We start from the raw sequence: 18,358 nt of genomic DNA, 5'->3' as shown, positions 1-18,358 counted from the left end.
TTTAGTCGGGTGTATCTAGAGGTATTTCTTTATAAGGAAAGAATCAAAAATCGATATCCACTACACCGCCAAGCATATCTTGAACGCTGGTCTGGCCTGCGTTCACCAACTCACCGCGAAAAGTTCCCACTATGGAAGTGCTAGAATTCACGGTTATGTTGTTAGTCCAGTTGTTTCCGAAAGCAGCCGGAATCAAAGGCGTATACGTCTGGCTCAAAAGACGAAGTTGGAAATTGTTGATTTTGTTAGCACCTGTTTGGCCTATTTCAACATCAAAATCAACTATGTATGATGTTGTAGTGCTGTTTTCTCCGTGAACGTGACGTGTGGTACCTGTAGTAGTAACCGTGATCTCGTCAAATGAAATAGGTGCTGAACCTAAACTCATAGACAATGTTCCGGTGGTTGTTGACGCAGTACAATTCAAACCATCAACAATAGCCTGCAAATCGCCGAACTCGTCACCGCAATTCACGATTTCATTTTGCAAAGCGGCTTTGTAGGCGTTGCATCGTGTTACTTGATTGTCTGGTGTAGCAGTGAGGTAGGCCGCTTGGGCTGCATCTGTAGCGTCGGCTAAACTGTCACAATCTGTACCGGAGTCATTAGAGCTGCTACAAGCTAATACGAAAGTTAATACTAAAAGACTTGAAAAGAACTTAATAGATTTCATGGATTATAATGTTTAAAATGTTTAAAATCAATTGGCAAAGATACTAGAAAAGTTGGGTTTTCTTATGACTTTCGGCTTTTGCTTTCACAACTGACTGATTCGCCATATAGTTACCTTTGCAATACGAAATCTTAGATAAAGCGATGGTAATCTTATGGAGGTAAAAAAAGAGCAATACTATGATGAGATAAATGTTCTTAGCAAGCTAAAGCTTGCCTGCCTGCCGGTAGGCAGGCGTGCCTGACTGCCACTGGCAGTCCTCCTCTTAATTTCAAAGGTCCACTCTCCATCACCCAACGCGCAAAAAAACGATGTTTAATCACGACGCTAAAAATAGGGCGGTAAAGCTTTCTAAGAAATTCCCCTCTTGAGGGGTGGCTGAAAGCCGGGGTGGTTACTGCGAAGCGTAAGAGATACTTCTTTCATCAGTATGACAAAGAGGAGGGTTCAGTAGGACAATTTAATAGATAATTACCCCCTGCCGACGAAAATCCAGCCTTGTTTTTCTTCTCCGTTCCTTAACCTGACGATGTAATAATAAGTAGAATCGGGGAGAAATCCACCATCCATATTCTGTCCGTACCAACCGCTGATATAATTAGCTTCCTTATAGACCAATCGACCCCATCGGTTGTATACTTCAAACCATTCGACATCATAATTGGTCAGGTCAAAAGAATCATTAAAACCATCAACGCCCGGTGTTATAACATTTGGGAAATCACAAAAAGTAGTTGTTATAGCAATGGTTTGCGGACTAAAGCAGCCCTCGTTGTTGGTAACCACAACATTATAATTCCCCGATAACTGGTTGGTAAGAATCAGCGGATTGTTGGTGCTGGTAAAATTATTGGGTCCTGTCCACGAATAGGTTGCCGTATTAGGGTCAAATGTAGAATCCTGAGCTGGAATTATGGTAACCGTAAAAACACCGGCGTTGCACGAACTTTCATAAGTATAATCGGGTGAAGGCTTACTGTTTATTACTACTGTAGCCAGCGAATGACAGTCACCTATTGTAGCGGTAACAGTGTAAGTTCCGGCATTGGCAGCATTGGCATTTGGTATAGTCGGGTTTTGCAGTGATGATGAAAAAGTATTAGGACCGCTCCATTGATAAACCGCATTAGGAATAGACTGGATGGAGAGGGAAATAGTATCTCCCGTGCAATAATCGGGATTAGCACTTATAACAGGGTCTTCAACAGCAGGATTCAGCGTTATGGTTACTATGGCAAAGTCTGTAGCATTGCAAAATCCATTGACGGTATATTTAAAAACGTAAGTGCCGGCAGACAGACCTGCAGGAATCCAGTTATTTCCTATCAACATTCCACTTGAGGTTAGTTCGGTCCAGGTTCCTCCGACATCGTAAGTTCCGTTTAAGAGTGTAAATAAATTTACGCCTGTAGAGTCACCGCAAATAACTTTTGTACCGTCTAATCCGGCATTGGGAATGGAAGTCGGAGACAGGGTATAGGTCAGCACTCTGTCCACACACGAGTTTAAGGTAGTGGAATAAATACGCACATGATAAATACCGGCATTGGCGTTTGTATAAGGAGAAAAAGTAAGCGTATTGGTGGTACTTAAAATGGTTCCGGGGCTGCCGTCTTTCCACCATTCATAAAATAAAAAAGAAAAAGGCTGCACCGACAACTGTCCGTTTAAACCCTCGCAGAAATTACTCGATGATATTTCCGGCTGCTGCAGGGTATTGATGTCAAACAATCGGTTAACTATATTGCCACAAAAATCCTTTACCCTGAAATTATATACCCCTGGCTGAAGACCCGAAAAGGAATTGGATGATCCGTTATCAATTAAAAAGGGCAGGCCGTCCTTAGTGGTCACCTGATAATTTAAGGGAGGTGTACCGTTTGTGATTATGAAAACCTGAGAACCTCCATTTACGCAGGGAATGGCATAGGCAGATAAGATTTTTAGTTCTCCTGTGTAATCAAATGTTTTAATAGTTTCGACACAACTAATTAATGAAGGGGTGTCATTGTCGTAATAGCTATATCTTGCCAGGATCCTGAATGTGCCCGTAGCCATAATATTATAGTTGATGGTTGAATTGGTCAGCATATAGGAATTTCCCGCGTTTGGAAGTGAGCCCGGAGGATAGACAACTCCGGTTAACGGATGGGTCCATTGCCCTGTTGCGGTATTGAGCTTCTGCAGCCAAAAAAGATTGGCCTGATTTACGGCATTATCCGTAAAATTCATATTCACATTGAATGCCCCACAATTGTTGATTATATCAATAGTACCACCACTATGATAGCCTGTTAAAGTGTGGGTGGATGTTCTTTCTATACCGCAAATATCTTTTGTATAAAAAGTATAGCTGCCTTCGGGAAAGGAATTCATGTAAAAATTACCATTAGTAGCAATATTAAACGAAACATCATAAGGTAGTGTAAAAGGGAATGAAGGCGGGGCTGCTGTAATGATTACTATAAGCAAGGCACCATTTGGACTCGCCATAGCAATAGAATCATAGTTTTCCCCACATCCTTTTCGTTCAATTAAAATTAAGGGCTGTATGGAAATGTTAACACTAATAGTAACATTCTTAATGTAATTATTGCCACAGCTATCCGTAATGTGCAGGACATAATCTCCGGCTGGTAAATTAGGTATGGTCATTAAACTGCTTCCTCCGGGCGGAATTAAAAAAGAAACATCGTAAGGTAATGGCTGAGCCAAAGCTGCCGGTGCCTGTGTAATGATTATCGAAGTTATTAAGGCACCCACCGAAGTAAGCCTGATACTTCCTTTACCATTAGGAGAACAACCGTTGATATTAATCGGTACGGCATTTACCGCAAAAGCTTTTGGAGGCATTGTAAAAGTATAACTGTAAGGATGCCCGCATACGTCCATTCCCTGAATGGTATAGGTTCCGGGTGGAAGCTGCATGAGCAGGATTCCCGACTGTATTTGAGAGGTAACATCATAAGGAATTGGAGAACCTAAATTTGCCGATGCTGCTGTAAAGATTGCCGTTGTAATAAAGGGTCCGGCAAAGATATCTCGGGGGATTTGTATAAAAGTGTTGATGTCACAGGTAGTGGGCTCAACAACTATTATATAAAGGGGTTCAATTTTTTTTACAGTAACCTGGCAGGTTGCGGTATGATTACAGGCGTCTGTAACCTGAATGGTATAGTCTCCATTCGGAATTTCATCTGTGGGAGTAGAAACATAATTTATGACTCCGGCAGTAAAAGGACCCGGATGAATGCTATTGTAGGCTGACGGATTAAATCCTGCAGGAGCTGACAGGAAAGTAACGTTGTAAGGCGGAAGAAAATTACATAACTCTACACGGATTCCTTTAATACAGCCGGTATTGGTTTGGCGGGCTCCAACTGCCAGATTCAGATTAATCGGGATGTTATTTTTGATATATACATTCCCACAGTTATCTACTATTTTTATAGTATAAGAATACAACTGATCGTAATAAAAAGGAATAATATCCGATAATGAAAGACTGCCCGAGCCTCCCGAAGTTATAGTTTGGGTTATCACTATAGCAGCACCTGTAGGTGGAAAAACAGTTATTTCAATATTTAGCGGATACCGAATGTCAGCTGTACCGTCAGAGACTACTGAATAAGAAATCCCGATAGAAGTACAGGATGTCAACGGGCAATCGGTTACAGGAGTATTTATCGTCAGGTTAGGCAGGTTTGAAAATGTTAGCGTATAAGTCTGTACCACACCTTCACCGCAGGCATCATTAACCCTGACATTATAAGTCCCTTCGGGAAGATTAGTAAAGGAACCTGACGCTTGGGGAGGTACAATTACAGGACCGCTTATTATTTCATAACTAACTGGGTTTCCTGTCAGCACATTTACGTTTATGGTACCGGTATTACAGCTTGTCGCTACACCTGAAGTCTGATAAGTAACATAAGTCCGTGTGTCAAGGATTGTAATATCCTGTTGCTGAGTTCCGCTTGTGCTGCCCAAAGTCTGCGTAGCAATTACCCTGTAAGTTCCAGCTGCTAAACCTCCAAAAGTATTCGCCGACAATGTTGCAATAGGGTTGATGGCATCCGGAAGCAAATAGATTCTGTATATAATGGTTGAGCCAGTGACTGTATTGGAAACATTAAACGATAAGGAACCATTACCGGTACAGGATTCATCGGTTTTGGTAACCGTTAGTGTAAAGTTTGATAATTGTCCATAGGACACCTGTGAAATAGATAATAAAAGAAAGAGTACACAGGCTAATTTTTTCATGGATAAAAAATTGATAAACAAATATATGCATATTACCTTACATTCTTTATCTCAACTATTAAAGTGTGTTTTTGAGTTATTTAAATAGGTTTTTGAGTTATTATTCTATTTATTAAGGTAGTATTGTTAAATAAAAAAGCCCGATACTTTCGTATCAGGCTTTTCGTTTGCTCCCCCTCTTGGGCTCGAACCAACCCCGATAGCTATTCGGTCCCGATAATTATCGGGATGATTAACAGTCAACGGATTTGTATTTTTCAAGAAGTTTTTCTTTTATCTCAGGATACTTCTTTAAGTTTTCAATATAAACTTTGCTTTTCATTGCCTTGATGTGTTTTTCAATAGCTAACGCCTGAGATTTGGATTCACACTCAATAGTAAGGAATAGAGTCCAATCATCGGCATTATAGGTGAACTTATGGCTCTCTGCATTCGCATGAAACTCAAGCCTAAGTTTAATGTCAGAAGTGTAACCAATATAAAATCGGTTGATTTTTACAGAATGTAAAATATAAACTAAATCCATAGGAAGTTTTTATAAAAACAAAAAAGCCCGATACTTTCGTATCAGGCTTTTCGTTTGCTCCCCCTCTTGGGCTCGAACCAAGGAAGGTAAAGTCAATAAAAGCTCACATCCATGAATGAACTCTATTTATGTTGTCGGATTGTATGCCGATTTGTAATTTCTAAGAGCTTTTGAGAAGTGCAAATATATTGTTTTTTGTTTTTCAATACTATTATTTATGACCTTCTAAAAAATGTACAGATTATTACTCTCTTTTATAAATTAAAAAAACTAAAAAAAATCTCAAAAAGACTAATTAAAATAATTACTTTAACTTCATCATTTTGATTGCAAAAAACGAATAGCTTAGAGTTCTTTATTTTTTGATAAACTTCAAATAAATTAAAGAATTTCAATTGTTTAACTAAGCATAAAAAGAAATAATTATGGCAGACGAAAAAAAAATTAGGGATGAATTATCTCAAATTTTGGTCGATGACCCAACTAATTATAATAAAATTATTGAATTGTCATCGAAACTAGCAAGCTTTGACAATGATAATGTACGCTTTAGCGTTGATGCAGGGGTTATTGATAGATTGGGTACAGAATTAGTTGCTCGTCAAGAAACGGCTGTTTCTGAGTTAGTAAAAAATTCTTATGATGCGGATGCTAAAAAAGTAACCTTAAAGTTTGAGAATACAGATACCATTGGCGGAACACTACATATAGAAGATGATGGTTTAGGTATGACTAGAGAGCAACTAGTTAATGGATTTATGAGAATATCTTCAACAGACAAACTTCACAACCCAATATCTGAACGTTATAAAAGAGATAGAGCGGGTCAAAAAGGAATAGGTCGATTTGCTGTACAACGACTAGGTGAAAAATTGACAATCACTACTCAGACTTTGAAAGATGAATTTGCTTTAGTTTTAACAATTGAATGGGATAAATATAAAGGTGACAAAGACCTTCTAAATATTAGTAATAAAATAATAAAAGTTGATAAAAGAAAAGAAGAGGGCACCACTTTAAAAATTGAAAAATTAAGAGATAAATGGTCTCAGGCATCTATTAAAAGAATTTACAATTATGTAAACGACATAATTCAACCTTTCCCTTTATCAATCGAGAAGGAAAAGGAAGATGTTGAAAGAGAAGAAAAAACTAATGATCCAGGTTTTAAAACAGTTTTTAAAAAATTTGAAGATAACAAGGCAATAATTATTGCAGATGATAAAAGCATGGTATATGAACATGCACTTACTGTAATTGAGGGGTCAATAGATGAGTCAGGGCACGGTAAAATTTCGATTGAAAGCAAAAAATTAGGAATAAATGAAACTCGATCAATTGGAAGCGATCCTGATGACGACACTACTCCTTTTAGTCTTTTGAGAAATATAAATTTTAGGGCTTATTACTATATTTATAATTTAGATCTAATTCCTAAAATGTATGAGTCAAATATAAAAAACTTGTCTAGAAAATTTGGCGGAATCAGATTATATAGAAATGGATTTCGAGTTCTACCGTATGGCGAAGCGGGGAATGATTGGTTAAAACTAGACGCTTCTATTGCAAAAAGATCGATTCTTCCTGTGCATGCTAATTCTAATTTTTTTGGCTTTGTAGAATTGACTGATAAAGAAAAGAATTTTAATGAGACTTCAAGTAGAGAAGGGTTAGTGGAAAACGAAGCGTTTGTACAACTTCAAAATTTTATTTATAGATCATTGCTCACAGGAGTTATAAAGACTGCTGAAGTTAGGAATGTGAAAATCGCATCAGGACAAAGAAAGGAAGGAAGCTTATATGAAAAAATAGAAATTAGAATCAAAGATATTGCCCATACAATTGAAGCTTTAGACAGAGAATTAGAAAATGAGGAAGGTAATATTCAAGTAAAAAAGAGAAGAAAGAAAAGATTAGATAAACTAAAAAAAGATATTAAAAAAGTTGCAGATTTACAAAAAGAAGAGCAAGGGAAATATCTTAAAGAAAAATCAATGCTAAGGGTATTAAGTAGTGTCGGTTTAACAATAGGTCAATTTATTCATGAAGTGAAAGATTATTTAATTAATATGGAATCTGATATTGGTTTTTTAGTAGAAAAATTAAAGGCAGATGAAGTATTGCTTAAAAGAGTAACAATATTGGACAAAAATGTAGCAACTTTTCAGACTTACACATCTTATTTCGATGGAGTCATTTCACAAAATGTTATCAGAGATTTGAAACCAATAGATTTACAAAAAGCTAGTGAAAGATTTTGGGAGTCTATTAAAAATGACGCGCAAAAAAGTAACATCAAATTTAATAAGCCTGAAAGAAAGGGAGTTTTTATGTATACACTACCTATGCATCCCTCAGAATGGTCTTCTGTTTTTTTTAATTTTTATACAAATGCAAAAAAAGCAATAAAAAGGACTCAATTGCCAGGGCAGATCAATATTGAGTGTGGTTTTTATGAGAATTTCATTTATTTAGAATTTTCAGATAGTGGTGATGGAATTTCTGAGGAAAATGAGGAAAAAATTTTTGATGAATTTTTTACTACTACTTCACCAAAATCTTTAGATGATATTGAAATCTCCAGCGAAATCACGGGCACAGGTTTAGGTTTAAAGATTGTTAAGGATATAATAACTAGTTATCGTGGGAATATAAAAGTAGTTGCTCCTAAAGAAGGATATAATACTTGTATCAGAATTGAGATTCCAAAAGCAACAGATAAAGAATTAGATAAATATGGGTTATAAAATTTTATATATAGAAGATCAAAAAACAGATAGTAGAGAATCAGATTTAATAGCTCTTGGATTTGATGTTGAAAGTTATGATCCATCATCTGACATGAAAGAAGTTTTATCAAAAGTCGGAGATAAGAATGCTTTGATTTTAGATTACAGATTAACCCAAGGTGAAAATCAAGCCTGTTTTGATGCGCCGACCATAGCGGCAACACTACGTTCAAAACATACTACTGATTTTAAAGAAAGACCTATAATTTTGATGTCTAACGAAAGCATTATTGTAGACTATTATAAAGATTTCAGAAATCAAGACTTATTTGATTTTGCTGTATCAAAAAAGGGCTTTTTGGAAAACAAAGAAAAGTTTAAACAATGTATAGTATCTTTTATTACAGCTTATGACAAAGTCAAAACTGACAAGTTTATTCTAACTGAGATACTAGGGTTAAAATCTGGTGACGAAGGACTAATTCATTCTCATATAATTTTAAAATTAAAACATAAAGATGGATTCGTTTATGAATTTACACGGTTTATAAATGATTACATCATTCATTCTATAGGCTTGTTAATCGGTGAAGATGTATTATCGGCACGGTTGGGAGTTTCAAAGGCTTCTAAAGATTGGGATAAATTGTTATCGCACTTAGAGCCTGCAAAATATCAAGGGATTTTTTCTGATATTCATTCACGTTGGTGGATGGGTAAAATAAACTATTGGTGGGAAGAAGTTATAAAAGCAGGCGTTCCACTCAGAAGGTTAAATGCGGAAGAGAGAACAGCAGTTCTGAAAGAAAAATTATCATTAGTTGATTTAGAACCAGTGATAAAGACTCCCTATTCGAAAAGCTCAAATTTCTGGACAATATGTAAACACTCTAAACATCCACTTGATCCATTTGACGGTATTGAATTATTAAAAAAAGAATATCTTCCTTGGCAAGATAAAGAGTATATTTCTTTTGATTCAGCTTTAACAGAAATTGACACCTACAAAGATATTATTAGCGAAATTGACAAAAAAGCTATTCGCGAATTAGCTCAAAAAATAAATACGAATGAATAGTTGGGATTTACGACAATTTAGAAATGATTTGTCAATTTTTATTAAATTAATAGATGACCATCAAGTAACGGGTGATTTTACTGAGTTAAGAAATTTAGTCAGTTTAATAGATTCGAAAAGCCTTATAGAATACAAATTGGAAAACGTTTGTTTTCATATAAACGAACGGGTTGCCGGTACTAAACCAGATGAAGTTCACTTTTGCCAAATTTTTTTAGATGTTATGTTGATGGTCAAAGATCCTTTAGTAGAAAATTATGACCCTTTGCATGGATATTATTTAGATATTAACTTGCATGGTTACAAGAATAAGACAGATACAAAAAAAGTTTATCATAGTAGTTGGCATCTAGATAGGCATCTAAATAAGCCAAAGGCAAAATATACACATCCCTCATATCATTTTCAATACGGCGGTAAAAAAATGGAATTATTAGACGATACTATGTTATTGTTGTCAAGTCCAAGAATCCCCCATCCTCCTATGGATTTGTTTTTAGGAGTTCATTTCATTCTCTCTAACTTTTATAATAATCAAAGTTGTGCATTTGTTGATTCATTGTTGGCAGATAATGATTACAGACAAATAATTATGAGAGCTCAGGATAGATTATGGAATCCTTATTTTAAGGCTTTTGACACTACAAATACCCATAACGATTTCACGATTGCTAATGTGTTTCCGTTGTATATAAATTAAATATGAACCCAAATATTTTAAAATTTCTCAAGGGCTACTCATATAAAACATTCGACGTGAATAGACTTTTAGTTTCTTCTTTTTTAGAAGTTAACAACTTAAATAATATTAAAAATAAATTTATTAAGCAGTATTTAATTTCTAAGAATGATGAAATTGAAGTGGAGAAATTAGATGAATTTATTGAGCTTTTAAGAGATGTAAAATTTGATATTGAAGATTTACTAGAGTTATTTGAATTTGTAATTTCTCCTGCTGATAAAGAAGTCAACGGTGCTGTCTTTACCCCCAATTATATTAGAACATTTATAGTAGAACAATCTATTAATCAGTACATAAATCCAAACAAAAATTTAAATGATTTAAAATTTGCAGATATAGCTTGTGGTTGCGGTGGTTTTTTTAAAACAATTGTAGACATCATAAAATTAAAAACAAATAAAAGTTACTTTGATATTTTTAAGCAAAATATTTATGGTGTAGATATTCAGAATTATAGCATTGAAAGAACCAAAATTCTCTTAATTCTTCATGCAATTTATAATAAAGAAGATAAAGTCGATTACGAGTTTAATTTATATCAAGGAAATTCACTAAATTTTGATTGGAATTCTATCAAAGAGATAAAGCAAAATGGAGGATTTGACATTATTGTTGGAAATCCACCTTATGTTGGTGCATCAAAAATTGATGCCGAAACCAAAAAATTACTAAAAAATTGGACTGTGTCTGATTCTGGTAAATCTGATTTGTATATCCCCTTTTTTGAAATAGGAATGGAAAATCTTAACAAGCAAGGGATTCTAGGATACATTACTGTCAACACATTTTATAAAAGTTTAAACGGTAGATCTGTTAGAAGTTATTTTTCCAAAAATAAATTTGATTTAACAATTATAGATTTTGGAGGAGAACAATTATTTAAAGGGCGTTCGACTTATACTTGTATTTGCTTAATCGCTAAAACTCCTTCAGAAAATGTTAAATATGTAAAATCTGAAAGTGTAAATATAAAGTCCTTAAAAAAATCAAAATATTTAAAAATCGCTTACAATGAATTAAATGATTTTGAAGGATGGTATTTAATTAAAAATAAAGTAAGTGAAATTATCAACAAAATTGAAATGGCAGGTCAACCATTAGGTTCGAAATTTGAAATCCGAAATGGCTTTGCAACTTTAAAAAATAATGTATATGTATTCTCCCCATCAAGAGAAACAGATGATTTCTTTTATTTAAAAAAAGACAATGTTGAATACAAGATTGAAAAAAATATATGCAGAAATGCTATAAAGCCAAATACGTTAAAATTAGAATCAGAAATTGAAAATCACACTCAAAAGTTAATTTTCCCATATTTAACTATCAATGGAGCGGATTTATTTAATGAAAATAAAAAAAGCCTTCAAATAATGGAGGAAGAATATTTAAAACTTAACTTTCCATATACTTATGCCTATTTGTTAACACAAAAAGAAATACTATCCAAAAGAGATAAGGGTAATAGAGAATATGAGAAATGGTATGCATTTGGTAGAAATCAAGCTTTATTAATATCGGGATATAAATTATTGCTACCCTATATAACCAATGCACCTTGCTTTGTTTATACAAATGACCAAGATTTATTATTTTACAATGGGTATGCTATTTTTTCTGATTCCATAGAAGAATTGCACATTCTTCAGAAAATACTAATGTCAAAAATATTTTGGTTCTATATTGAAAATACCAGTAAACCATATTCTGGGAGCTATTTCTCAGTCGCAAAAAACTATATAAAAAACTTTGGGATTTGTAACTTGAGTAATGAAGAGAGAATTATGATTCTGAATCTAGAGGATTCAAAAAAAATTGATGAATTTTTGCTGAAAAAATATAGGATTAAAGAGGACTTTATAAATGTATCTATGTAAAGCGAATATTTTTTCATCTCTTTATCCATCGAAAACATCATTCTTTTATAAATTTTCATTAAAGTAGTTCGCCATTATCAGCAAAACTGTAATAGCTGTCTTTTGAAATTATTAAATGGTCTAACAAATCGATATCTAATAATTCACAAGCTTTCTTTAGTTTTTTTGTGATTGTCTTGTCTGCATCACTTGCAATTAATTTGCCACTAGGGTGGTTATGAATCATTATAATGCTTGAAGCACCACATTTTAATGCAACTCCTAAAATTATACGAATGTCAACAACGGATCCAGTAATTCCTCCTTTTGACATTTCATAAATTCCAAGTACTATGTTACTCCTATTTAATAATATTATTTTAACTTCTTCCTGATATTCAATTATATTAAAATCCCATTGATTAATAACTAAATCATATGTTGTTTTACTACTAGTTATTTTAATTTTTAAAGGGTTTTTATTTGAATAGGAAACTTTTATTTCTGATACGTGCATAGTTTAAAATTTAAAGTTTTTAAAACAAAAAAGGCGGTTGTTACACCGCCTTCTTCTTTTTTTTAGGAATATTTCCAAAGGAAACCTCCTGAATGTTCTCTTTCTTCTCTACAACACCTAGTTATACAGGTTTTAGATATTCCTGTTTTTCTTGATGCTTCTGAAGCTGAAACATATCTTGCTAAGAGATTGCCATTTATATTATACTGCAGGACTTCTTTTTTTCGATTATCAGTTTTAGGTATAAAGGGTTCAACGTAATCATAACTCCACATATAACCGCCTAGAGTGTGATTCACACTCCAACAGGCTCTACTGATGTCTTGTTTCCTAACGTAAATGCTCTCTCCGGCATCGCTAAGGCTTTCAAAAGTTGAATTCAAAGAACCATCTAAATTATACTTATAAATAGTTTTCTTAAATCCACCGCCTTTATCAGAGTTATAACCAGAGTTTAAAGCATCAAACTCTTCAATATATTTGATTTCTTTTTGAGCTAATTCATCGTTTGAAGAAGCTGTATCTATTTGTTCCCATTGAAATGAATCTATCCCAAGGGTATTAATTGCATTATGAAACTTAACATCACTTCCAGTTGTAGATTTTTGATAATGGTCTTGTCTTCTATCTTCAATTGATTTAGTCGTTGCTCCAATATAGACCTCATTGGTTTGATCATTTATAACTTTATAAATTATTGCCTTTTCATTTTTCATTGTCTTTTAATTTAAATGGGTAGGTGGGTAGCTAATATTTTGAAAAAGAATTTTAGCCACATTAACATTAATGAACTAAATACTTTTAAAAACTACCTACCTAACTTACCCTGTTACCCTTTATTCTCTTTTACTATATATTTCCATATTCCATTGATTTTCTTTCTCTGAAATCCTTTAGACTTCATAATCTTTCCAACCAGTTGTACATCTAATCTATTATAAACACCTTTTTTTTGGCATATATAATTTTTAACATCTGTTGCATTTAAATAACTAACATCTAGGTCTCCATTGTCAGGAATAGAAAATAGTTCATCAATCCAATCATTTTCTTCAGAAGATTGAATAAACATTTTATTATTCTCTTCTAATCGTGTGATGTCCTCTTTTTCAAAGTGATATTTAAAATCATCATTCTGTAATATGTACATAATTTGGCTATACACTTTATCCATATCAATCGTATGTTCATAATCAATTTCAATGGCCTCAAAGCATAGAAATCTTCTGTTTCCTGTGACATCCATTAATAACTCATTATGATTGGAACTACCCACAAATGAAGCTCTTCTTGTGTAGTTTTCAGTAAAATGGGCATATGCTCTTCTTTCAGTTATCATTCCTTTTGTCACCATCTCTTTGAAAGCTTCAATTTGTTTCTTATTTAAGGAAGCCATTTCGTCCATATTGATTATGAATTTTTCAGCCATAAGCAAAGTAGTGTCTTTGTTAGTTGGTGAAATTATCCCACTAAAAAAGAACTGTTTTAGTTGTTCTGGTACAATACGTTTTAACCAAGTAGTTTTTCCAAGCCCTTGTTCACCAGTAAATATTAAAACCGCTTGATTTGTAATCTCTTCATTAATCGCACAACTGACGGCTGCTACTATCCATTTTTTAAATGCCCAACTAAACTCTATTTGATTTGTTGTTTTAATTGTATCAGTAAGCATTTGGATATAATCTGTTTTGCCATCCCATTTTGGTAATCCTTTAAAGTATTCTATAAACGGGTTATATATGCTTACATAATCGGATTCTAATAAGCATTTAAGATCAGTAAGGGTGGAAGGTATATTGCCGTTGTTCAATTCCCTTTTAATCGAGTTGAGCTTATAGCTCCTTAATAATTCAAAATTTGAATCAGTATTTTTTTCTTTGTAAAAAGTTCTGCTTAAAATTTCGTCATATCTAAATTCATATTTATTATTCAAATAATCTTCTAACATTCTTAATCTATTTTAATTCTAAAAATCTCTCATTTCATTTATTCATTTTCATTCGCTCCACAGGTCGAGAGTTTTAACCATACTTTACTACTTTTACAAATAGCAGTGAGCTCCAATTAGTGTTATCCAATAACAATGTTGAATTGGAATATTAATTCGTTTTTTCTACGTCATAGGCAAAATGATTTTAATGATTAATGTTTTAAATTTTTAAGGGGAGAAACATTTAAAAAAGGAAAGATTTTAAATGGAATTAGATGAAAACTATCTCGTGAGGATTTAGACAAATATACAAAAAACGACCCCCCAAAGTCAAGTGAATTTGCAAAAAAACGCAAAAAATTCGCTTTTAATAATAGCTAAATTGATCATTTTTGTGGTCGGTTTTTGACCCCTTTTTTAAATATTTTAATCAACTTGCCACAAAAATTTCTATTCAAGTGGCAAGAAAATAAAATTTAGCTAAGACTTTTTCAGTGGTTTTTGATAATGGAGACCGTATCAAAAGTTGGTTATCAAAATTCAGCATACTCCAATACAGCAAATAGCTATATAATAATATCAAAGTGATAGTAATAGTAGGCATTACCTTTTATAATAAATATTGTTTTTAATTCCATTGTAACCTTTACTTCATCTACCCAAACAATCTCGCCCATTTTTAGTCCACCGACTGGGTTTAGCACTCTAACTTTAAATGGGCATAAGATTCTTTTGAGCAAGTTATTCCAGGTTATCACATACAGCACTTTGGGAGAGCAGTATTTGAGTATCTCTGCCAGTTGATTTTTGTTCATTTTACCTATTTAATTTCTTGTTTTTGTCCTTGCTTTTTTACTTGGTATAATGCCAAAAATGCTATGATATTATAATGGAAGAAACCAATTTGGTTGTTCGTTTTGGATAGAATAGACGAGGTAGTTTATGAACTCATATACATTTACATTCCGTTCCAAATTATTGTCAATATAACTGCTCTTATTGGATTCTGTAAAGAGATTATATAAGCTCCAAAGCGAAATGTTCTTATTATCATCTCTTGAGAAATTAGGGCAATTAAAGTAATCCCTAACTACAGAATTAACCTGACCATCATTGAGCAGGAAAGGTTGTTTTAATTTCTGCTCACTTTTCTCCAAATGCTGATACAGTCTTATTTTACCAATTAAGTGAGCAAACTGTTCTTCATTTAGGTAGAATTTTGACATCCGTTCCATCATACCCAGATGTTTAATCCGATCATAATTACTGAACAAGTTGACCATATCTGTATGCAATTCACCTATGGAAGAAATTCTAACCTCATTACTAAAACCATCCGTTGCAATACAAAGATTAGTACACACCTTATTCTGATAGCCTATAAAAATTTTGAATTTTTCTACAGATTTTTTACTGTATAGGTTTTCTTGGCTGTAACTTCGAACTCCTCCGACTGATAGTATAAGTGAATTACCATTTACATTTTCTTTGGCTTGATGCAATTCAATGAGGAAAGCACAACGCTCATAATAGATGGTTTTCTCTTCTTCTAGGAGCTCTTTAGCAGGTTTTCCTATAGCACTTGGTATTCTGCCTTTAATTACATGAGAAACTCTAATTTCAGGCTCTTTTGGGCTAAAATCCGGAAACAATTCTTGTACAGTTTCAAAAGCTTTGTTTATAAACTGATAATGTGAAATCGTACTTTCATTGTCCTTAGAGAATACAGGTATGATACAATCATCTTTTAGATGCTTTAAATCCACCTTAATGGTATTAGCTTCTATAAAACCACTTGAAGCTTTATGAATTACTTCCGTTTCATCTACAATTTGATTATTGATACTACTGCTCACTACTGTTGTTACCATTTTCTATTAATTCTTTAGGTTCTACTACTTGTTCACTCGAAATTAGCTGTCCGTTTACATCATCCAATTGCTCTTTTCTTTCCATAATTAATGGATGTGTCTTTTTCTGAAAGCTTGGGTATTTGGCATATAATTGTTTTAATGCTTCAATGGTTTCACATTTGAAAATCTCTTCTTTGATTTTATCCAAAGAAATGCCTTTGTTGCACCATTCCATTAGCTTTTTACCTGTTGCAGAATTAATTATAAACTCTGGTTTATCCATAAAAAGACCCGTTCTGTCTTTGCTGGCCTTTGCTAAATGTTTGTCATTGATTAACTCAAAATTGGCTGTTAATTCGTACTCAAAACCTTCTCTGGTAATTTCTTTCGTGCCGTGTTTTATAACCTTTGATTTACCATTCATATCGGCATCCATTGAGTAGTCTACTTTACGTCTAACAGTTGTAATGATATGAGTACTGGAATGAAGAATCTTGTCAATAAACGCTTGATGTCTTGGAGATATTCGCGCCCAATCTTGAAATTTCCCACCTAACTGTTCGTGTAATTCCAGACAACCGCCTTTGCCCGACCACTCATGTGAAATAGAATCAATAATAATTACATCTATTGCTGATTTTTCACAGGTTTCAATTGCTTCAATGTAACGTTCTGGATTGAAAGGTTCATCCAATGTTAAGGTGTTGTAATCCCCTAAATGAGAATACAAACTGGCACTGCCATTCTCGGTATCAATGATGGCAATTTTGCTCCAGTCGTTGGTAATTCCAAAGGCTAATAATAATGCGGAATAGGTTTTACCAAATCCACTAGCTCCAGATAAACCAAGTCTGAGTTTGACTTGATGCCTTTCGGCTCTTGTTAACTGCATAATTTTAATTTTAATTGTTTATAATTTGTTTTTAATAGGGTCTAATCTTAAAATAAATAAGGAGCTCCATTGCTGAAACTCCTTATTCAATTAAATAAAAAAAGAGGTTACATTACCTCTTCTTTTTCTAGCACATTTGCGCCCACAATGGCTTCTTCTTCACTAATATACTCGTATCTGTGAGAACGTTCAACTACCTCCCCAGTTTCAGCAATAGTAAACTCATATGGTTCAACTTCAACACGTTTAATAGCGCCTGGAAGTTTAGTGCCGATTAATGATTCACAAGTAGCTTCATCAAAAGTACAGGACACTTTTGCCATCTTGGTTGTTAAATAAGTTTTGCCTGTTTGCTGACTCTTAACAGCTTCAATTCCTCCTTGCAAAACAAGGATATGGAAGTTTTCCCCATCTTCTCTTTGATAGGTTTTGTAACCTGTAATTTGTACCATAGTTTTTTAAATTTTAGGATTATACAATACGGTGAAACCCGCAGAATTTAATAGTCGTGGGATGAAGCCACAATTTCTTAAGTTGCCCCGGGGTATCGCCCAAAGCTTTGCCAAAGTCGGGGCATGACTTGGCTTGGTTCGCATTTACATTAATAAAAAGCTCTCAGAAAAAATTTTCTAAAATTTTTTTCTAAAAAAATTATTTGTCCTTCTTCTCATTTTTAGTCCGAAGATGTATAACCAATAAAATCAAAACAGGAATAGAGTAGTTAATAAATGGATTTTCTAATACTTTCACTAAAGTTTCCGTTACTTGAACGAATACACTTAAAACCACATAGCCAACAACTAGAATTACTATAACAGCCAAACAACCATAGTTTTTTTCCTTATGTTCCATTAAAGTCAAATAAGCGTTATGGAATACATAGGTTTACCATTGTCGGGATTAGAAACTGTATTTAAATAAACTGTGTTTTTCCCTTTTATATAAGCGTCACCTTGAAGTTTACCATTATTGAGTTTAGAATCAAGTTTATATGATTGAGCTTTCATTTGGTTTACAATTTTTTTGTACAAAGTAACATTGTAACTCATAAACAGTACAACTCCTTTGCCATTAAATCCAATGATGCCTGAACCATCATTTGCTTTCCATTGTACACCTTTATTTTGTGTAGTGTAATATGAGTATTTTTTCTTTTTTAGTATTTGTTCCGTTGACTTTACAGGTATTGTTTTAAATGATACTAGTTCAATAAAAGTTACTTCTTGACTATAAGACATTGACAGCATCAATAGTAGTAAGATGGTAATTATTTTTTTCATTTTATTATTATTAATAGTT

The 18,358-nt window shown here is 33.5% G+C and carries 16 protein-coding genes; 4 read left to right on the top strand and 12 right to left on the bottom strand.

Going from position 1 to position 18,358, the window contains the following annotated elements:
- Positions 1–43 precede the first annotated feature (43 nt).
- The 3 genes from ACULEU_RS13910 to ACULEU_RS13900 form a co-directional block, all read right to left on the bottom strand.
- Entirely contained in the window at positions 44–673 is a 630-nt protein-coding gene (locus ACULEU_RS13910) for a hypothetical protein (protein ID WP_445453166.1), read from the bottom strand.
- 471 nt (positions 674–1,144) lie between these two features.
- Positions 1,145–4,939, bottom strand: a complete 3,795-nt coding sequence (locus ACULEU_RS13905; protein WP_445453165.1) for a T9SS type B sorting domain-containing protein — start codon at positions 4,937–4,939, stop codon at positions 1,145–1,147.
- Between the two features lie 232 nt (positions 4,940–5,171).
- Complete coding sequence (locus ACULEU_RS13900) at positions 5,172–5,465, bottom strand: GIY-YIG nuclease family protein (RefSeq protein WP_445453164.1); 294 nt, start codon at positions 5,463–5,465, stop codon at positions 5,172–5,174.
- Positions 5,466–5,890: 425 nt separating this feature from the next.
- Between ACULEU_RS13900 and ACULEU_RS13895 the strand changes: the two genes are divergently transcribed.
- Genes ACULEU_RS13895 through ACULEU_RS13880 form a run of 4 tightly spaced genes read left to right on the top strand, consistent with a single transcriptional unit; the run spans position 5,891 to position 11,888 of the window.
- Entirely contained in the window at positions 5,891–8,212 is a 2,322-nt protein-coding gene (locus tag ACULEU_RS13895) for an ATP-binding protein (protein ID WP_445453163.1), read from the top strand.
- A complete protein-coding gene (locus ACULEU_RS13890) occupies positions 8,202–9,272 on the top strand; it encodes a hypothetical protein (RefSeq protein WP_445453162.1) in 1,071 nt (356 codons plus the stop codon). The genes ACULEU_RS13895 and ACULEU_RS13890 overlap by 11 nt, the downstream gene beginning before the upstream one ends.
- Positions 9,265–9,972: a hypothetical protein gene (locus tag ACULEU_RS13885; protein WP_445453161.1), complete on the top strand. Its 708-nt coding sequence runs from the start codon at positions 9,265–9,267 to the stop codon at positions 9,970–9,972. Before ACULEU_RS13890 ends, ACULEU_RS13885 begins: the two co-directional genes overlap by 8 nt.
- A gap of 56 nt (positions 9,973–10,028) precedes the next feature.
- Complete coding sequence (locus ACULEU_RS13880) at positions 10,029–11,888, top strand: HsdM family class I SAM-dependent methyltransferase (RefSeq protein ID WP_445453160.1); 1,860 nt, start codon at positions 10,029–10,031, stop codon at positions 11,886–11,888.
- A gap of 58 nt (positions 11,889–11,946) precedes the next feature.
- Here the strand turns inward: ACULEU_RS13880 and ACULEU_RS13875 are convergent, their stop codons facing one another.
- The 9 genes from ACULEU_RS13875 to ACULEU_RS13835 all read right to left on the bottom strand — a co-directional run bounded on the left by ACULEU_RS13875 (position 11,947) and on the right by ACULEU_RS13835 (position 18,339).
- The gene (locus ACULEU_RS13875) at positions 11,947–12,384 is read right to left on the bottom strand and encodes a JAB domain-containing protein (RefSeq protein WP_445453159.1); all 438 of its coding nucleotides are present in this window, start codon (positions 12,382–12,384) and stop codon (positions 11,947–11,949) included.
- Positions 12,385–12,446: 62 nt separating this feature from the next.
- Positions 12,447–13,100 carry an NUMOD1 domain-containing DNA-binding protein gene (locus ACULEU_RS13870; protein WP_445453158.1) on the bottom strand — a complete coding sequence of 218 codons (654 nt, stop codon included), beginning with the start codon at positions 13,098–13,100 and terminating at the stop codon, positions 12,447–12,449.
- Positions 13,101–13,213: 113 nt separating this feature from the next.
- Complete coding sequence (locus ACULEU_RS13865; protein ID WP_445453157.1) at positions 13,214–14,332, bottom strand: VapE domain-containing protein; 1,119 nt, start codon at positions 14,330–14,332, stop codon at positions 13,214–13,216.
- 548 nt (positions 14,333–14,880) lie between these two features.
- On the bottom strand, positions 14,881–15,129 hold the full coding sequence (locus ACULEU_RS13860) for a hypothetical protein (RefSeq protein WP_445453156.1): 249 nt from the start codon (positions 15,127–15,129) through the stop codon (positions 14,881–14,883).
- A 69-nt stretch (positions 15,130–15,198) separates the two neighbouring features.
- Positions 15,199–16,185 (bottom strand): DUF3871 family protein, encoded by a 987-nt coding sequence (locus tag ACULEU_RS13855; RefSeq protein WP_445453155.1) that lies wholly within the window; start codon positions 16,183–16,185, stop codon positions 15,199–15,201.
- Positions 16,160–17,059: an AAA family ATPase gene (locus ACULEU_RS13850; RefSeq protein WP_445453154.1), complete on the bottom strand. Its 900-nt coding sequence runs from the start codon at positions 17,057–17,059 to the stop codon at positions 16,160–16,162. Before ACULEU_RS13850 ends, ACULEU_RS13855 begins: the two co-directional genes overlap by 26 nt.
- 107 nt (positions 17,060–17,166) lie before the next feature.
- The gene (locus ACULEU_RS13845) at positions 17,167–17,511 is read right to left on the bottom strand and encodes a hypothetical protein (RefSeq protein WP_445453153.1); all 345 of its coding nucleotides are present in this window, start codon (positions 17,509–17,511) and stop codon (positions 17,167–17,169) included.
- Positions 17,512–17,710: 199 nt separating this feature from the next.
- On the bottom strand, positions 17,711–17,911 hold the full coding sequence (locus ACULEU_RS13840; RefSeq protein WP_445453152.1) for a hypothetical protein: 201 nt from the start codon (positions 17,909–17,911) through the stop codon (positions 17,711–17,713).
- Positions 17,912–17,916: 5 nt separating this feature from the next.
- Complete coding sequence (locus tag ACULEU_RS13835) at positions 17,917–18,339, bottom strand: hypothetical protein (protein ID WP_445453151.1); 423 nt, start codon at positions 18,337–18,339, stop codon at positions 17,917–17,919.
- Positions 18,340–18,358: the final 19 nt, after the last annotated feature.

Source organism: Flavobacterium sp. 25HG05S-40 (assembly GCF_052654735.1).
The sequence above is the reverse complement of the archived record's forward strand: the minus strand, read 5'-3'. Positions and strand labels throughout refer to the sequence as shown.